Raw genomic sequence first — 18,340 nt, 5'->3', positions numbered from 1 at the left:
TAGCCTGTTTAATATTTTTTTCATAAAAATAATAAACGGACTAAAATAAATAATTTATAAGTATTAAATTGTAGCACGAAAAGAATAAGTGGCACCATACTATAAAAAAATGTAGCACAACATATTACATGTAGCACAAGAACATAGAAACAACCAGTAGAACAATAAATAAACACATACAATGATTACCCTTTATACTCAAAAACAAATAATTATATTAAAAGAAACAAATAAAACCACACATATACAAAAAAAATATTGGAGAAAAACACCATATGAAAAAAGTTAACATTACACTAATCTTAATACTTCTATTATTAACATTAACCACAACAGCAGCAGCAAACATTGAAAAACAATACAACAATAAAACTAAAAATAAACAACCAAGAAACAACAGCACATATGATAAATAATCCCACATCAGATGAATTCCTACAGTTATTACCATTACAACTGGACTTAAAAGATTTGTTCGGCAGAGAAAAATATGCTGAACTACCCAGTACACTAACAGCTAATACTCCACGTACAAGCACATACGAAGTAGGATACATAGCATACTATAAGCCTACAAACTCAATAGCAATATACTATGAAGATGATCATCAGGAAATACCTGAAGGAATCATACCCCTTGCAATAATAGACAATAACATAGACTTATTCAAGGAAAACAACACACACCTAACAATAGAACAAAGCCCCTGAAAAAAATAATTCTCCCCACCACCTATCCACTTTTTTTAGAAATATTCAAAAAACAAACAATAAGAAAACTATTTAAGCAATAAAAATATACTAATTATTATTTAACCAAAACTAATGGGAGGAAATGAAAAATTATGATAAAAAAAGCAATGAAAAAAATAATCATATTAACCCTATTAACACTACTTCTTGTAGGAATAGCATGTGCATCCGAAACAAACACTACAACAAAACATGAAGATACAAGTAACACAATAACCACCCATACAACAGACATTAACAGTAATAATCAGGCAAACACCACCCAGAGCGTAGACAAAACAATAAAAAAACAATCAAGGGAGTATAGAACCTTAAAAAGTGCAAGTAAAACTGTGAACATTAATAACTATAAAACACTCCAGAATACATTGAAAAGCAGAGAATACAAGACATTAACACTTAACATTAAAGCAGACATAAAACTAGCCGATAATACTATAATTAATAAGGCAATAAAAGAGGTTACAATTAATGGTAACTGGAAAACAATAAACGGACAACAAAAATATCAATTCCTAAAAATAGGAGAAACACAGTCTGTCAATATTAAAAACTTGAAAATAGTAAAATGCCAAGCAGATAGAGGTGCAGCAATATATAATAAAGGAAAACTAAATATAACCCGAAGCTCCCTGTGCTATAATAAAGTATCAGGAGAAGAAAGTGTAGGTGGAGCCATATATAACGAAGGAAACATATCAATAATAAACAGCACATTAAACAATAACAGAGCCAAAGGAACCGAACATTCTAAAGGGGGAGCAATATACAACGAAGGAAACATATCAATAATAAACAGCACATTAAACAATAACAGAGCCAAAGGAACCAAATTTTCTGAAGGGGGAGCAATATACAACGAAGGGAACCTATTCATAGGAAACAGCACATTAAACAATAACAGAGCCGAAGAAAGCAACTATTCTAAAGGGGGAGCAATATACAACGATGGAACATTAACAATAAGCAACTCCACTCTAAACAATAACAGAGCCAAAGGAACCGATTATTATCCAGGAGGAGGAGCAATATACAACGATGGAACATTAACCATGACAGACAGTACCCTAGAAAACAACACCGCTCCCCATGGAGGAGCAATAGTTAACAAAGCAAAAATAACCATTTCACAAAGTAAATTAAACAATAACAATGCAGATATTGGGGGCGTACTGTACAACGAGGGAAATTACGAAACAAATACTATAACAAATTCCCAATTATACCATAACCATGCAGGTGTTGGAGGCGCTATATACAACTTTTATGGTATAATACTTTTAAAAAATAGTAAATTAAAGTACAATGAAGCATCTGACGGTGGAGCAATAAGTAACGATGATGAACTAAACATTACAAACACAATAATAAACAACAACAAAGCAACAGGACCAATCAGTTCAGGGGGAGCAATATACAACGAAGGGGACCTATTCATAGGAAACAGCACATTAAACAACAACAAAGCAACAGGACCAATCAGTTCAGGAGGAGGTGCAATAAACAACGAAGGAGAAATAACCATAACACAATCCACACTAAATAATAACAAAGCCCACGATTTTGGTGGAGCAATACGTAACACTGGAGCATATGGAAAAATAACCATCACTCATAGTAATTTAAACTATAATACCGCATCCATTGGAGGAGCAAGTGCGACAAGCAATTCTCTTTCCCTTTTATAATCAGTATAATACAATTATACGTTGTATTATTGGCCTAGTTATGTGGGCTATTCTCGCCCGAAACTGCATCAACTGGCAACGGATGATGTGGGTTGCATGAGGGTAAACGCCTAATCACATTCCTAATATCCATGGATGTGTGGGCTAGAGAAAGACTAATATTGGCTAATGATGAATGAACTCTTATAAGCGTCGTAACCAATGGCAATGGGGAAGGATATTACATTACCCATTGTTTTGCAAGCAGGCAATGCATACTTTGCTCATATGCATTTAGCATAACCCATAGGCTTGTCGGCGTAATGGGAGAGCCTAAGTTAGTCGTATCTGAAAGAAGAGAAACTTGGTAAGCCCTACTTTGACCCACAATTAAACGTGTGGGGGGACTACAGTGTGAACCGGTGTTCCTAAACCTAGTAGGGTAAGGGATGCTAAGAAAGCTAATGACCACAATAGTCGTTAAGACAGTAGGAAATTAAAGGGATATAATAACTACGTGGTATAATGCTGACTTTAGCAGGTGTATATAACACAGGTAACTATATCAATTATAACTATAGAGGTGTAATGAGATATGTCGAAGGATGTTTATGCAGATTTGAGCCAAAATTCTATTTTGGAGGATGCTAAACAGAATGAGTCCGATTATACTAGCGAATGGAATTCTATTCCATGGCAGAAAATTGAACGGAGCATTTATAAGTTACAATGTGATATAGCTTGTGCCGAAATCAGAAAAGAATACAGTAAAGCCAAACAATTACAAAGATTATTGTTAAATAAGGATTCCACAATTCTGTATGGTATTCGAAGGGCTACAATTTTAAATAGTGGCCGTAGAACACCTGGAATCGATGGGATGGTGCTTAGGTCTCATCCTGAGAGAATGGCTTTATACTATAAGCTTAAATCTATGAAATTAAAGGAATATGAACCTTTACCAGTGCGTAGGGTTTACATTCGTAAATCAAATGGTAAAATGCGACCGTTGGGTATACCGACAATCATTGATCGTGTGTATCAGACTGTCGTTAATCTTGCCCTTGAACCACGTGTAGAGGTGGGTTTTGAACCAACAAGTTATGGTTTTAGACCAATGCGCAATGCAGGACATGCAATCGCACGCATACACCAATTCACAAAAAGAGGTAATCGGTCTTGGGTATTTGAAGGTGATTTCAAGTCATGTTTTGATACTCTTGACCATGACTGGATATTAAAGCAGTTGGGAAATTTCCCTGCTAAGAATATCATAGATAAATGGCTTAAAGCAGGTTACGTACATAATGACATGTTTGATTTAACCGATACGGGTACGCCACAAGGTGGAATAATCTCGCCAACACTGGCAAACATAGCCCTAACAGGACTAGATGAAGCATTAGGAGTAACCTACAAGAAAGAAAAAGCTAGAAACACATTCACTTATCGTAATCAGTCAAGATATGCTATGATACGCTATGCAGACGATTTTGTAGTACTATGTAGAACAAAAGAAGATGCAGAAGAAGTATACTCTTTGATTGAACCATACCTCAAAGAACGTGGTCTTAAATTAGCAGAGGATAAAACACATATAACACCATTAAATAAGGGTTTTGATTTTCTCGGATTTAACATCAGAGAATACCCAACACAAAATGGTATTAAAGTGCTTAGTAAACCTGCTAAGGACAGGATTAAAAGACTCAAAAGTAAGATACGAGAATTGTTTCTAAAATATCGTAGTAGTGGAAACATTGACGAGCTAATTGGAAAACTGAACAGTCTAATAATCGGCACTGCCAATTACTGGAAACAAACAGTAGCCCACAAAGCGTTCAACGACATTGATGACTACGTTTGGAAATTAACATATCGATATCTTCGTAGACAACATCCTAACAAGTCATGGGATTGGATTAAAGATAGGTACTTCAAAGAAGATTATTATCATAAACATGATGATAATTATATACTTACTAGTCCAGAAAATCCTAACATACAACTTGTTAAGATGAAATGGGTACATATACACTATGCACACATAATCAAATACAATTGCAATCCTTATGACCCTGAATATAAGGATTACATAAGGAAAGCTTTTAAGAAAACACCATTTGAATGTCTTTACAACAAAGGCAATTAAATAAAATAACATGGATTTATAATTGATTTCGAGATAAAGAATACGCTTGAGCCGTATGTCTTGAAAGGGACACGTACGGTTCTTAGGAGAGAAGGGAAGAGTAATCCTCCCGACTTATCCGACTAGTTAACACTGCAGAACTAGGAATAATAACTATAAGTAACACTACAATAAACAACAACAAAGCAGAAGGAACAGAATATTATGATGGAAGCGGAGGAGCAATATGTAATTCTGGAAGATTAACCATAACACAATCCACACTAAACAACAACAAAGCAGAAGGAACAGAATATTATGATGGAGGCGGAGGAGCAATAGGTAACTGGAATGGAAAAATATCCATAACAAAGACTACCATAAACAATAACACCGCACACGACGGAGGAGCAATAGACAACCGGGATGGAAAACTAAACATTACACAATCCACACTAAACAACAACAAAGCAACAAACAATGGAGGAGCAATAAACATAGACAACGATTTAGAATATGAAAATACTAAAAATCTTATGACAATACATATTGACAAAAATACATTTAACAAAAACCAAGCCAGAAAAGGATCCGCAATATTCCTCAATGAAACAACAAGAATACGGAAAGAAGGAAAATACACAAACAATATAAACAATACAATAACATACATAACAAACAACATTTTTAAACAAAACAAAGCAAAAACAATAGGACCAGTAATAATAAACAAAGGAAAAAACACCCACATGACAAATAATACAAACATGAAAAAATCAAACGACTCCTCCACAATACACATACTACAAGGTACGAACACACAAATAAGATCAAACACGTTCCAAATACCAAAAATTGCAACAAAAATATCCATCAACACAATCAAACAGAAAACCTACAAAGAAAACATGACAATCACAGGAAAACTAACCGATAAGACAGGAACAATACTCAAAAACACTAAGATAAAAATAAAAGTAAACACTAAAACTTATACTGTAAAAACCAATAATAAGGGAACATATGCTCTAAAGGTAGTTGCTAACAAGGTAGGAACAAATACAGTGACAGTAACCTATCCTGAAAACAAGTACTACAAGACAATAACCAAGAAGACAACATTCAAAACCTTTGCAAGAGCAACCAAAATAACAGTCAACAAGATAAGCACAACCACCAAGGGCAAAACTGTTAAGATAACGGGTAAATTAACTGATAACCTTAAATCACCAGTCATGAATAGTCTAGTAAAAATAAAGATTAACAAGAAAACAGTTAAGATAAAGACCAACAAACAGGGTGTTTACACTTATAACTATAAAACAACAGTCAAGGGAAGAAATAATGTGACAATAACCTTCCCTGGAAGCACCAATTATAAAAAAACTAGTACTAAAACTAGTTTCATAGTAAAATAACCATTTATTTTATTTTTTTTATTTTTTACGATATTATTTGTATAAATATCATTTTTTTTATAGAATATTATTAATATATATCTTAATTTTTATACTTATTTTGGTATAGAAAATATATTTGGGTCTGGTTGTAAGAGTTCTGGATAGAATTAAAAAAAAATGATGTATGAATATGATTATTTATATTAGTGGTTTGGGACTTTTACTGAAGTCCTGTGGATAATTTCTCGTAGTTAATTCTTTGCCTATGTGTTTTAGTCGAAGATCAAGCATCTTTCTTCCAGCACTTGTTGGTGCATATAATGGTACTTTTTTTCCGGAGTAGTATGGTTTACGTTCCTCTGCTACTATTCTAATATTTCTTGATGCACAGCCACTTATGACATCTGCGTAGTCGAATAGCATTTCGGCTTCTTCTTTTGTTACGTTGGTGGTGTGTGCTACTAGGATGTAAATGTTCACGTCTTCATCTACAGGGTATTCTCTGATTTCTTTTATTATCGTGGAGGGTATGATTGTTATTGCTATGTTTTTATATCCCCTGTTTATTGCCATTTTTAATCCTTTTATTGGGTTTAGTTCTGCGGTTTCGGGGTTTAATACGTTGTGTTTTCCTACTTTTTCTATGACTTCTGGTATTGGTGTGGTGCTTATTAGTGCTGATACTCTTCCTCCTACTCCTTGTACATTGTCGGGGTCTGTCATTAGTAGTGTTCCTACTCCATCGCATGCTCCTACGACGCAGCCTATTTTTCCTTCTTTCATGTTTGTTCGTAGTGTTTCACTTATTCCGAAGCTCATAACATCTTCTACTTTTATTGAACGTTTTGGTGTGCACATTCCGAATTCCCAGATTCTTTTATTTATGTTGTTTTTGATGAATTCTTTTGTCAGGTTTCCGTTGTCTTGATATTTTTCAAATATTGAACAGTAATCTACTACTGGTTCTCCTATACTTGTTATTTTTCCGTCTTCTATTGTTACTTCAGCTTTGCCTAGGGCTTCTATTACGTGTTTATCTTTTGTCATGTTCTGTTCTCCAATTTATTATTTAATTACAATAACAGTGTTATATGAGAATATTTATAATATTATATAAAAGAGTTTTGTGAGTTAAAACTCACAAAATAGGGAGTGAATGATTTTTTATGAAAACAATCAGAGATTATGATGATAACTGTCCCATTGATGATACATTAAAGTTAATCTCTAAAAAGTGGGTGATTTTCATTATACGGGATATGTTCCTAGGTAAAACTCAGTTTAGTGAATTTCTTGAAGAAAAAACGTTAAGTACAAGAGTACTGACGGATACCTTGAAGTTTATGGAAAACAATAATCTTATCAAGAAAGAGGACAAAGAATATTCTTTGACTCAGAAAGGGTATAACTTAAACAGGATACTGTATAATATGTTGGAATATGGATTAGATGAGGTTAATAGTGGTAACTTAAATGATAAACAAAAGGAAGAACTTAAAAAGGATTATCAGAAAATCCTAAAGATAGACTATGAATGATATTAATTACCTCCCAAAAAAAAAACGTTAAATAATAAAAGATTAAGCAATAAAACCTTTTAATTGTTATTCATCATCCAGTCCTATGATACTTTCCTCATAATCTTCTCTTAATTTTTCTTGTTTAGCATCATATTTCTGGTCTACACGTTTATGGTCTCTTTTTCTTCTTTCTTCAAGTACTTTTTTTCTTCGTTTGTATTCTTTTTTGTATATTTTTTTCAGGTCTCTTTTTCTTAGGCAGTGGCCACAGGGTTTCTTGTTTTCTATTTGGTTGACATCTTTTACTAGTTCTATGTGTTTGTTGGATCCTTTCATTTGTTTTACGCTTTCACAGTCTCGTGTGTGTATGACTCCTGATCTTTTGTTGAGTACTATTTGTTTTAGTTCCATTGTTGTGCACATCCAGTTTTTATTCTTATATATTATATTTATGTTCTAGCCTGTTTATATTTTTTATTATAAAATTATAAAACAGACTAAAAAAAAATATTCTATTAAAAAAAAATAATGCAAATAAAGAATAACCAAAAAAAAATACCCTTAAAATCAGTACAATACCAGTTAAAACATGAAAAAAAAATTTATATAATATGTAATGGAATAATAGTTACATACGATATGTAACGGAAAAAGTATTATTTTGAGTATAATACATTTCTTTGTATTACAGTTAAGGAGTGTTTAAAGTATGTCTCAATTGCCATAGCCCACAAGCAAATATTTAACTGATGATGAATTTTATAATAGAACACAAGAAATAATCTAATAAATATTTTAAAATCAACAGGAGAAAATAATGCACCTAAAATATTACTTACTGGAATAAGAGGTGTTGGAAAAACAGTATTATTACATAAAATTAAAAAAATGATGGATGAAGATTACTTAGTTATTTATATGGATTTAAGTATGTCCCAGTCCATTTCAAAAGAACAAAATGTCTATAAAAGGAATACTGGATTATTATTATAAACAAATTATCAAAGAATGCAAAGAAAAGAATATTAAAACAATAGATAAAAATATCAAAAAATACTTTAAAACATATAATTTTGAAATTAAAGATTACACAACAATTAATGGAATACCAATACCCCTAATTGATACTGAAGTTGATATAGAAAAGTATAAAGATTTCATTTTTAACTTACCTCAAAATATTTATAATGATTATAAAACAGAAATTAAAGGAGTAATACTATTTATTGATGAATTTCAAATCATCAAAGAATTAGAAAATTACCTAGAATCATTTTTATGGAATTTTAGAGGTTATATCTCAAATCAAAGAAATGTAGGCTATATAATAAGTGGTTCAATGAGCTTACAAGATAAACTTATTAGTGAAATTTCAAGTAATGAAGGCACATTTGGTAATAGAATGATATCAATCATATAAACCCATTTACAGAAGAAACTGTTAAAAACTATTTAAAAGAAAAAGCGCCCGAAATAATATTAATCAAGAATCATTTAAACAATTTTATAAATGCACATCAGGTAATCCTTCATACATCAATACATTTGCCAGATTACTTCCTACAAATCAAAAATTAACCGAAAATGATATAATTTCTTGTTTTGATAATAATTTAGAGTATATAGCAACAAATTTTATAAACCAATGGAATAGGTTAACCAAAAAAGATAAGAATTGTTAATTGCTCTGATTAAATCACCACTTAAACGTGTAGAACTTGCCAAAAAACTTAACGTAAAATCAGGCTCACTAAGTGAACGATTAACCAAATTACAAAATCTTGACTTAATAGTTTTTCAAGAAGGTAAATATGAATTTTCAGCAAAATTATTGCACAGATGGCTGATAATAAAATATAAACAAATGGGTGTTTACCAATATAGAGTATGAATTATTATAATATAATATATTATCTACCTAAACATACTCCAATATCCCTCTTTTTTCACTGAAAAAAAGATTATTGTAGCTGTTTAAAACTAATTAAAAAAAGATTATATATTTAAATAATTATATTTAAAAACAGTGATTATATGGTTTATAGTATTAATCAAATAAAAAAAATAGCAGTACCCATAGCAAAAGAATATGGTGTAACTAGTTTAAGTTTGTTTGGATCATATGCCAAGGGTGAAGCTACATCTGAAAGTGATGTGGATTTTTATATAGACAAAGGGAATATTAAAGGTTTATTAGATTATATAGGTTTTATTCAGGATTTAGAAGAAAAATTACAGTGCCATGTTGATGTTGTAACAACAACTATAGAAGATAAAAAATTTATTGAAAAAATTAAAAAAGATGGTGTGTTACTTTATGAGAAAAAAAGATAAACCTAAACTACTACTCCCATACTCATCATTCACTAAAAAAAACTTATTACTTGAAAATTTTATGCTAATAATAATTTTCTAAGACACAATTTTTTTTATCTTTTCATAGGATTAGTAAATCATTGCTTAAATATTATTTTTAACATAATATTATAATAGTGATTATGAATGGAAGTTAAAGAAGTTCTACGCAGAAACTGTCCCATAAAGGATACAGTAGAAATAATTAATAGAAAATGGGCAGTTATATTATTATGGGATATGTTCAATGAATATGAACATTTCAACGAATTTAAGGAAATTAATCCAGAACTAAACAGTAACGTGTTATCGGATACACTGAAATTTTTAATAGAACATGGATTAGTGAATAAAATAAGTGCCGAATATAAAACAAGATATGCTCTAACAGAAAAGGGAAGATCAATGAATAGGATAATGTATGAATTAGGTGTTTATGGCATACAATCAGAAGATTATGATGACCACCAAGAAGAAATAAGAAAATATTTCAAAAAAATATTTGAAATATAAAAGATTTATTAGAGGGAATCCTCTGCAATCTTAACTCCCATCTGATAAGCTTCTTCTAAATCCTTTGGAAACTGTGTTTCCCTTTGTTTTCTTTTGTCTTCTTCATCAAACCAAGTGTTAACATACCTTGAATAATCATCAAACTGGTAGGTGTTATTTACTTTTAGTGAATAAGGTTTGGTGAATACACTTCCCAGGAATGCTTCTTCTAAGAAGTCAAATACAGTGTTATAAAATGGGAATGCTGGATTATCTGTTTTAATGTTCATATCATATATGATGCCTATTGGCATACGTTTTTCTGTAATATTTATATCAGCATATGGGAACTGAGGGAAACATAACCTTTCTATAAATGCCCGTAGCATACCATTAATATCTGCAAAGTATACTGGTGCTCCGAAGACAATACCATCACAGGTACGCATACTTGCCAGAATATCCTTAATATCATCATTTACCGGGCAGGTGCCATAAAAAGGTCCTTCTTTTTGTTTGCAGAGGAAACATGACCTGCAACCAGTATAATTATAATCGTATAAATCTATTTTTTCTATTTCAACATCTTCTGTCTTATCTTTTAAAGTGTCTTTTATTCCTTCAATTACTTTATCTAATAATTTACTTGTATTATATTTTTTTCTTGGACTACCTGTTAACTATATAATATTTCATAATATATTACTCCCTATTCTTATCATTAGTATGTAATAATAATTATTTAAATATAAAAGTTCGTTCCAACTAACCATATACTTCTTATAAAACATGAAAAACTATCCCAAAGAAAATGATAGGAGAATCATCCCCCATAAAAACACGCAACAATATAAGAAAAAAAGAACTAAATAAAAAAAGTAGTAGAAAAAACTATGATGGAATGAACCAGACTAGGATTCCCCCTCAAAACCTACCCGTTCACCCAACAATCGAAGTCCAAAATATAATACAACAATACCCACAGGAATAGAAAGATACCATTGAACACCAAAGCCAGCAGGAATATAACCAACCACTATAGCAACAATGGCAACAAAGACAGCATAATAAAACTGAGTACCCACATGACTGATATGATCACAACCAGACCCCATCGCCGAAAGTATAGTAGTATCCGATATTGGAGAACAATGATCACCAAATATAGAACCTGTTAACACCCCACTAGTACAGACGATAAGATAATTCATATCACCACCACCAAGAGACTATGCAAACAATAATATCACAACAGTTAAAACTAGGGGTTTCATACCATTAACCCATTCATCCAGCACTTCACCAATTGTCAGAATATTTTTACCAACACTAATTAATATTGTAACAATTGATGCAAACAATGCTGACTGGAAGAGAGCAACAGACGTATCCGAATTAGATAATGCTTCAAAAACACCATTAAATAATAATGGTGAAGTACTCATCAGATGATTAGTTTGTATTAGTTCGTATCTAAAGGTTTTTGAGTGCAAATTCTTACTTACATGCTTAAAAACTCAAATAAATGTTTAAAATCATGAGTTGAAAATGTTTGAGTCATATCAAATTAATATACTCACAACATTCTTACTTTAAATACTTCTGAACTGCTTTAAAATGTTATTAATTAATGATCCAGATAAATTAACTCTTTAATCTAAATACTTCTCATATACGATTCCTCAAATAGATTACCACCCTGAAATATTCATAAATAAATGATTATACATGAAGAATTTTTTTTTAGAAAAATAATTTTTTAATAATGAAAATATAGGTAAACTTTTAAATACTATGTGTTTAATAATATATAATTGTAAGTTTAGAAGGTAAAAATTGGGATAATTTAGCCCGTATATCCTTGTCTCGACGAGGGGCGAATTAGGTGGTATATGGGTTCTTCATTCTTCAAATACTAATTTTAAAGATACATTATCTAATAATTCAATAAATTCATCATTTTTATGTTCATATTTCTGAAATGCTGACCAAGCTATTATATCCACTATTTGTAATCCCTTATAATGAAGAGAATTTACGTGTTTTATATCAACAGGATATTTCTTAAAATTCATTAAATTATTATTAAACTTTTTATTATAAATTATAATGTCTTCTTTTTTATTTTTTGATTTATCCACAAATATAAAAGTGGGAGATGTAATTTTAATAATTTTTGCTAATTCTGAGGATAATTCATCATATACCATGTTATTATTATTTTGTTTTAATTTATATCTATTCTCTTTATTGAAAACTATAATGAAGATATTATTATCAAGAGAGTTTACTTTTTTAAGAATCTTTTTCTTGAAATTTTTTGGAAGTGTAGCACCTTTAATTTCATTAGTAGTATTAATATACTTTTTGGAATTCCGTCGTATTTTTGTTATGATTCTATCTAATTTTTTTGAGTCTTTTACTTCTATAGCTGCAATAACAAAATATTTGGAACTAACCTCTTTGTTTCCTAAATCTCCACTTTCATCAATATAAATATAAGACATAATAGACACTGAAATTTTTATAATTTTATTTAAGTTAATTATCAGAAATATACTTAATTATTTTTCAATTTTATCATATTTAATCATTTCTCCAGTATGAATTTATTTCATGACAAAAATATTATGGGATGCGTAATCATGCAACCACCCAAAAAAACAATAGATATAATATATCCTCCCAATAAAAAAAAACACGGAATAATAAAAGAAAAAACTAAGAAAAAAAAAGTATGAAAAACAATGAAGGATGAATCCGACTAGGATTCCCCATCAAATCCTACCCGTTCACCCAAGAATCTGAGTCCAGCATATAATACAACAATACCCACAGGAATAGAAAGATACCATTGAACACCAAACCCGGCAGGAATATAACCAACCACTATAGCAACAAGGGCAACAAAGACAGCATAATAAATCTGAGTACCCACGTGACTGATATGATCACAACCAGATCCCATCGCCGAAAGGATAGTAGTATCCGATATTGGAGAACAATGATCACCAAATATAGAACCTGTTAACACACCACTAATACTGACGATAAGATAATTCATATCACCACCACCTATAGCCCAGGCAAGAGGAATAGCTAATGGCATCAGTATACTCATAGTACCATACGCAGTACCAGTAGCAAATGATATTATGGCACTTAATACGAATATTAAAGTAGGCAGTATGAACATTGGCAGTGAACTTTCTAAAACACTTATAAGATAATGTGCAGTACCCACCTTATCCACAACCCCACCAAGAGACCATGCAAGCAGTAATATCACACCAGTTAAAAGTATCGGCTTCATACCATTAACCCATTCATCCAATGCTTCACCAATTGTCAAAATATTTTTACCCACACTGATTAATATTGCTACTATTGATGCAAACAGTGCAGACTGGAAGAGAGCAACAGATGCATCCGAATTGGATAATGCTTCAAAAATACCATTGAATGAGAATGGTGAAGTGTTCATCAAGTGTATTAGTTCTGTGTTGTTTCCAGTGAGAATAGTGTTGTAACCACTCCAATAAAATGCTAATAATGCCGTGATGACCAATGTAAGTATTGGTATTAGTGCAGACCATACAGAATACTCTATGTTTTCAACCGGCTGAACATCCTTAAACTGAGAAGAATTACCTGCTACTTTTTCTGTATTCTTTCTTTTTCTTGCATCTTGTTCTGCTTTTTTCATTGGCCCAAATTCATATAATGTTAGAGCTGACAATACTACGAATATTAATATGAATATATTATAAAACCTGAAGGGAATTGTTTCCAGGAATAAACCAAAACCACTCACACCAGCCAAACCTATAGTGTTTAAAGCATCCTTTATTAAGGTAATTTCCAATCCAATCCATGTTGAAATGATAGATATACCTGCAACAGGAGCTGCCGTGGAGTCTATGATGAATGACAATTTCTCACGAGATATTTTAAGCTTATCCGTTACAGACCTCATAATAGGACCCACTATCAACGCATTTGCATAATCATCAAAGAAGACACACATACCCAACGCCCATGTTAACAGCTGAGCCTTTTCTGGAGTATCTGCCCTTCTTGCAAATGCATCACCCAACGCCTTGGTTCCGCCCATCCGAGTAATTAACTGTATTATACCACCAATTAGTAAACATTGCAGGATAATTGCAGCATTCCATGGATCAGACATGGATGTGATAACCTCACCACATAATTGTAGAAAGGCATTAACAGCTGTTGTGATAACATTAACATCCCGGACATTTAGCATGAACTCTCCTACAAAAACTCCTAGAAACAAGGAGAGTAATGTTTGTTTGGTAACAAATGCCAAGATTATTGCCACTAGTGGTGGCAGTAATGTTAATATGCCGAAACGAAGAGAATTATCCGTATTCTGTGGGAGTAATGTTATCCAAAAGGACAATACAAACAATAAAATTATTGAAAGCAGTGCCATTACTCCAATTTTTGTATTTGTATTCATTATTATCACATAAAATAAAATATTATATATTTATTATTTTCTAAAAGGAGTGTTTATTTTACAGTAACTGTTTCAGAACACCCCTCCCCCTTTTCTATTATTATATTGGATAATTATATTATAAAAAATTTGATAAAACAATTATAACATAAGAGAAGACTAAAAAAAAAATTATTATGCAAAAAATTATAAAATATACGATAAGATGAATAAAATTAGATGACTGACTTCTATATGGAAATCATATTGAAAATACTAGCCATATAAAATAACTACCAACGAGACAAGAGTACAACCTTAAAACAAAAAATATTATTAAAGAGAGAAATTTGAATAAAAAAAGAAGCATATATAATACAAGGAAGAAAATAAGGGAAAAAATATATATGTGATCATATATTTTCAATTAATTGTTCAAGGTGCTTAATATACATATCCCTAACTGCTTTTGATTGAGCTAAACCCTCAATAAAGCATTCAACTTCATACCCCTCTGATTCAAACATGGACTTCCAAGAATCCTCCTCATCACCAGCCATATCATTTTGAGCATGATCCCCTGCCACTACCATTAACGGTTTTAAAACAATCCTCTTATATTCACCCTTCTTAATCATTGCTAAAACATCATCAAATGATGGTTCTGCCTCAACAGTTCCAATATAATAATTCCCATAATTCTTGGAAACAAGTTTATCCTGTAATGTAGTATAAATCTTGTTAGAATCAGCAGGTGTTCCATGACCCATGAAAACAACAGCAGTATCATCATCATAGTCTGTTGCCGTGATACAGTCAATTAAATCCTCATAATCCTCATCATATTTAATTAAAGGCTCACCCAGTACCAGTGTGTCAAATTTATCCACAAAATCATCCAAATGATCCTTAATTTTATAATGATACTCTGTTCCATCCATCATATGAGTAGGTTGAACAATAAGAGTTTTAACCCCATCATCCACAGCCCTTTCCAAAGCCTCACGAACATTATCTATTTCAAGATTGTCACGTTTCTTCAATTTATTAATTATCATTTGACTCGTGAATGCTCGTCTAATCTCAAAATCTTTGAAATAATCATCAATATCCTTCTCAATTGCCCCAATACTAAGATCACGATTATTGTTATATGACGTTCCAAAACTAACTACTAAAATAACTTTATCTACCATAATTATCATCCCTTCCTTTTAACTTAAACTCATATATTAAATACTGTCAATTATCTAAAAAAGAAATATTTTAAATTTCATTTGAAAAGTATTAATAACTATTTGATAAATATATTACTGAAAATATTTAAAAATATCTATTCTACGAGAAAACATAATACCACCATAACTCCAACACCCCCCACACCAACATTAAAATATGCCATGTTACCAGAAAAAAGCAGATATAAAACCTAATTTTTTACAGAAACATAACAATGCTGTCAATTTAAGTAGTTATCATTTTATTAGTTTATTTTTATTTTAAATTATTTTTTGATTTTTATTTTTATTATTTTCATTAATTTTTCTTTGTTTTAATTTATTATTACTTTTATTATTGTTATAGTTGTTATTATTAGTGTTTATTTTTTTAATCGTTGTTTTAATTATTAATTATAGTTATATTTATATATTACTTTTTATATATATTTTATTAGTGAATATGATTTCTATACTTTTTTGAATTTTGTTATGAGTTTATTGTATTCATTTTTATTTGAATTTATCTTATTTGTGGTGTTAATTTATGAATTTTATGGTTGAGGTTGAGAATTCTATTTGTAGGATTGAAGACTATAATGATTATAAGTATTGGTATGGACGTAAAGCTTTTACTTGTGTTCGTAAATGGAGTTTTATGGATTATGTACTTTTTGTTTTAGTCAATAAAGGTCGTAGTAGTGCTATTGAGATTGAAGAGTACGTTAAAGAACGTTGGGATGATGAATCTAAAATCATTTCTAAACAGGCTTTATCAAAGCAACGACTTAAAATTAAACCTAAAATCTTTAAAGACATGAATATAGACTTTATAAAAGATGTATTTAATAGTTCTGAATTTGAACATGATTTTAAAGATTATACAATACTTTTAGTTGATGGTTCTGATCTTCAATTACCTAATATTAAAATTACCAAAGAAGAATTTAATGTTGCACCAGATACCATAGTGTACACCCAGGCACCAAGTGTTAAAGCTTCTATGTTAATAGATGCTAAATATAACCTTGTAGTTGATGCTATCTTAGGTGATTTTAAATCAAATGAAAGGGAATTAGTTAAACAACACATATCCAATATTGAAGATAAAATAAATTTAGAAAAAACAATAATAATCTTTGATAGGGGTTATATATCACTTGAATTAATGTTATTCCTTGAAAACAAAGGTATTAAATATTTATTCAGATCTAATGAAAGATACTACCAAAACGAAATATTAACTATGAAATCTCGTGATGAAACAGTACAATTAGAAATCAATACCAACAGAACTCAAAACATCAAAGATAAAAACATAAAAAAACAAGCATTAAACCTAGAATATTATCAAACAAGAATAAGCAAACCCTTATTAGACAATGGAGTTACAGAAATACTATTTACTAACATCACCGAATCAGAAGCAGACATTCACAAACTCAAAGAATTATACAAAATGAGGTGGGAAATCGAATTAAATTACGAAAAAATCAAAAATAAGATACGAATAGAAAATTTCTCTGGAAAAAGAAGAACCATAATTGAACAAGACTTCTATTCACAAATATACATCTTCAATTTACAAATGGCAATACAAAACAAAGCACAAAAAGAATTAGAACCAGAAAACAAAGAATTACGAGAAAAACACGATAAAGAAAAACGACCAAACACCAATCTGGGAATAGGACGTCTCAAAAACAAACTAACCCAAATACTATTAAAACCATTAAACGAAATAAAAAGAATCTTAAACAATTTAATCATAAAATCAATCAAATTCACAACAGATCACAAATTCAACCGACCATCAACAAACAGAAAAACCAAAAGACACGTAAAATACCCCTACAATCTAAGAAGAAGCTTTTAAACAAAATATTTTTTTTTCATAGAAAAAACATTATCAAACAAAACAAATCAAAAATTAAGTTGACAGCATTGAGAAACATAACACAAAAACATGAACACGACAACAAAACCACATATTCTACAATATAAGACAAACCGACAGACACATAAAAAAAATAGTCAATCCACAAAAAAGCACTCAGAAACGCTTAAAAAAATTATTAAACCACAAAAAATGCCCCCCCCCCTTTCATTAAAGAAACAACGAGCACCAACCACAACATAAAAGAAAAAAATTCAAACAACCCAAAAACCAACAAAAAAAGAGAAACAAAACAAAAAAAGACAAAACAAGAACTTTTAAAACAACAATTAAAGGCATTAAAACTAATAATAATAAAACACAAAACAACAAATATTCAAAAAACAATGAACACACATTGTAAAATTTTGAATAAGAATAAAATGAAAGGTAGATGAAAACCT

General features: G+C 30.6%; 18 protein-coding genes and 1 pseudogene. 11 read left to right on the top strand and 8 right to left on the bottom strand.

Features of this window, described 5'->3' with window-relative positions; translation table 11 throughout:
- The first annotated feature begins 275 nt into the window (after window positions 1-275).
- The 6 genes and pseudogenes from PXD04_RS22870 (at window position 276) to PXD04_RS22850 (ending at window position 5,969) form a co-directional block, all read left to right on the top strand.
- Entirely contained in the window at window positions 276-416 is a 141-nt protein-coding gene (locus tag PXD04_RS22870; RefSeq protein WP_323737549.1) for a hypothetical protein, read from the top strand.
- On the top strand, window positions 349-711 hold the full coding sequence (locus PXD04_RS22865; protein ID WP_323737548.1) for a cyclophilin-like fold protein: 363 nt from the start codon (window positions 349-351) through the stop codon (window positions 709-711). The genes PXD04_RS22870 and PXD04_RS22865 overlap by 68 nt, the downstream gene beginning before the upstream one ends.
- Window positions 712-845: 134 nt before the next feature.
- On the top strand, window positions 846-2,441 hold the full coding sequence (locus tag PXD04_RS22860; protein ID WP_323737547.1) for a hypothetical protein: 1,596 nt from the start codon (window positions 846-848) through the stop codon (window positions 2,439-2,441).
- A 574-nt stretch (window positions 2,442-3,015) separates the two neighbouring features.
- The gene (gene ltrA / locus PXD04_RS22855) at window positions 3,016-4,572 is read left to right on the top strand and encodes a group II intron reverse transcriptase/maturase (RefSeq protein ID WP_323737546.1); all 1,557 of its coding nucleotides are present in this window, start codon (window positions 3,016-3,018) and stop codon (window positions 4,570-4,572) included.
- 116 nt (window positions 4,573-4,688) lie between these two features.
- Window positions 4,689-4,808 (top strand): annotated as a pseudogene (locus tag PXD04_RS23500) (hypothetical protein); the annotation flags it as partial.
- Window positions 4,809-5,087: 279 nt separating this feature from the next.
- Complete coding sequence (locus tag PXD04_RS22850) at window positions 5,088-5,969, top strand: carboxypeptidase-like regulatory domain-containing protein (protein WP_323737545.1); 882 nt, start codon at window positions 5,088-5,090, stop codon at window positions 5,967-5,969.
- Between the two features lie 180 nt (window positions 5,970-6,149).
- Here the strand turns inward: PXD04_RS22850 and PXD04_RS22845 are convergent, their stop codons facing one another.
- Complete coding sequence (locus tag PXD04_RS22845; protein WP_323737544.1) at window positions 6,150-6,998, bottom strand: methanogenesis marker 8 protein; 849 nt, start codon at window positions 6,996-6,998, stop codon at window positions 6,150-6,152.
- Between the two features lie 119 nt (window positions 6,999-7,117).
- Here PXD04_RS22845 and PXD04_RS22840 point away from each other — a divergent pair, with 119 nt between their 5' ends.
- Window positions 7,118-7,489: a helix-turn-helix domain-containing protein gene (locus PXD04_RS22840; protein WP_323737543.1), complete on the top strand. Its 372-nt coding sequence runs from the start codon at window positions 7,118-7,120 to the stop codon at window positions 7,487-7,489.
- A 66-nt stretch (window positions 7,490-7,555) separates the two neighbouring features.
- Here the strand turns inward: PXD04_RS22840 and PXD04_RS22835 are convergent, their stop codons facing one another.
- Entirely contained in the window at window positions 7,556-7,882 is a 327-nt protein-coding gene (locus PXD04_RS22835) for a hypothetical protein (RefSeq protein WP_323737542.1), read from the bottom strand.
- A gap of 547 nt (window positions 7,883-8,429) precedes the next feature.
- Here PXD04_RS22835 and PXD04_RS22830 point away from each other — a divergent pair.
- From PXD04_RS22830 to PXD04_RS22820, 3 genes are all read left to right on the top strand, one after another.
- A complete protein-coding gene (locus tag PXD04_RS22830; RefSeq protein ID WP_323737541.1) occupies window positions 8,430-8,891 on the top strand; it encodes a hypothetical protein in 462 nt (153 codons plus the stop codon).
- Between the two features lie 614 nt (window positions 8,892-9,505).
- The gene (locus tag PXD04_RS22825; protein ID WP_323737540.1) at window positions 9,506-9,805 is read left to right on the top strand and encodes a nucleotidyltransferase family protein; all 300 of its coding nucleotides are present in this window, start codon (window positions 9,506-9,508) and stop codon (window positions 9,803-9,805) included.
- Between the two features lie 168 nt (window positions 9,806-9,973).
- Window positions 9,974-10,339, top strand: coding sequence for a helix-turn-helix domain-containing protein (locus PXD04_RS22820; RefSeq protein WP_323737539.1), 366 nt, complete (start codon window positions 9,974-9,976; stop codon window positions 10,337-10,339).
- Window positions 10,340-10,347: 8 nt separating this feature from the next.
- On the opposite strand, the gene PXD04_RS22815 is transcribed toward PXD04_RS22820, so the two are convergent.
- The 6 genes from PXD04_RS22815 to PXD04_RS22790 all read right to left on the bottom strand — a co-directional run bounded on the left by PXD04_RS22815 (window position 10,348) and on the right by PXD04_RS22790 (window position 15,979).
- Window positions 10,348-10,944, bottom strand: a complete 597-nt coding sequence (locus tag PXD04_RS22815; RefSeq protein WP_323737635.1) for a flavodoxin family protein — start codon at window positions 10,942-10,944, stop codon at window positions 10,348-10,350.
- Between the two features lie 285 nt (window positions 10,945-11,229).
- Window positions 11,230-11,529: a Na+/H+ antiporter NhaC family protein gene (locus tag PXD04_RS22810; protein WP_323737538.1), complete on the bottom strand. Its 300-nt coding sequence runs from the start codon at window positions 11,527-11,529 to the stop codon at window positions 11,230-11,232.
- Between the two features lie 18 nt (window positions 11,530-11,547).
- Window positions 11,548-11,811, bottom strand: a complete 264-nt coding sequence (locus tag PXD04_RS22805; protein WP_323737537.1) for a hypothetical protein — start codon at window positions 11,809-11,811, stop codon at window positions 11,548-11,550.
- Window positions 11,812-12,219: 408 nt separating this feature from the next.
- Window positions 12,220-12,825 carry a DUF3800 domain-containing protein gene (locus PXD04_RS22800; protein ID WP_323737536.1) on the bottom strand — a complete coding sequence of 202 codons (606 nt, stop codon included), beginning with the start codon at window positions 12,823-12,825 and terminating at the stop codon, window positions 12,220-12,222.
- Between the two features lie 257 nt (window positions 12,826-13,082).
- Window positions 13,083-14,804 (bottom strand): Na+/H+ antiporter NhaC family protein, encoded by a 1,722-nt coding sequence (locus PXD04_RS22795; RefSeq protein WP_323737535.1) that lies wholly within the window; start codon window positions 14,802-14,804, stop codon window positions 13,083-13,085.
- A gap of 392 nt (window positions 14,805-15,196) precedes the next feature.
- Complete coding sequence (locus PXD04_RS22790) at window positions 15,197-15,979, bottom strand: sirohydrochlorin cobaltochelatase (protein WP_323737534.1); 783 nt, start codon at window positions 15,977-15,979, stop codon at window positions 15,197-15,199.
- A 568-nt stretch (window positions 15,980-16,547) separates the two neighbouring features.
- On the opposite strand from PXD04_RS22790, the gene PXD04_RS22785 reads away from it, so the two are divergent.
- Complete coding sequence (locus PXD04_RS22785) at window positions 16,548-17,876, top strand: IS4 family transposase (RefSeq protein ID WP_323737533.1); 1,329 nt, start codon at window positions 16,548-16,550, stop codon at window positions 17,874-17,876.
- The last annotated feature ends 464 nt before the right edge of the window (window positions 17,877-18,340 follow it).

Source organism: Methanosphaera sp. ISO3-F5 (genome assembly GCF_034480035.2).
Taxonomy (GTDB): domain Archaea; phylum Methanobacteriota; class Methanobacteria; order Methanobacteriales; family Methanobacteriaceae; genus Methanosphaera.
Note: the sequence above shows the minus strand (reverse complement) of the source record. Positions and strands in the feature narration are given on the sequence as shown.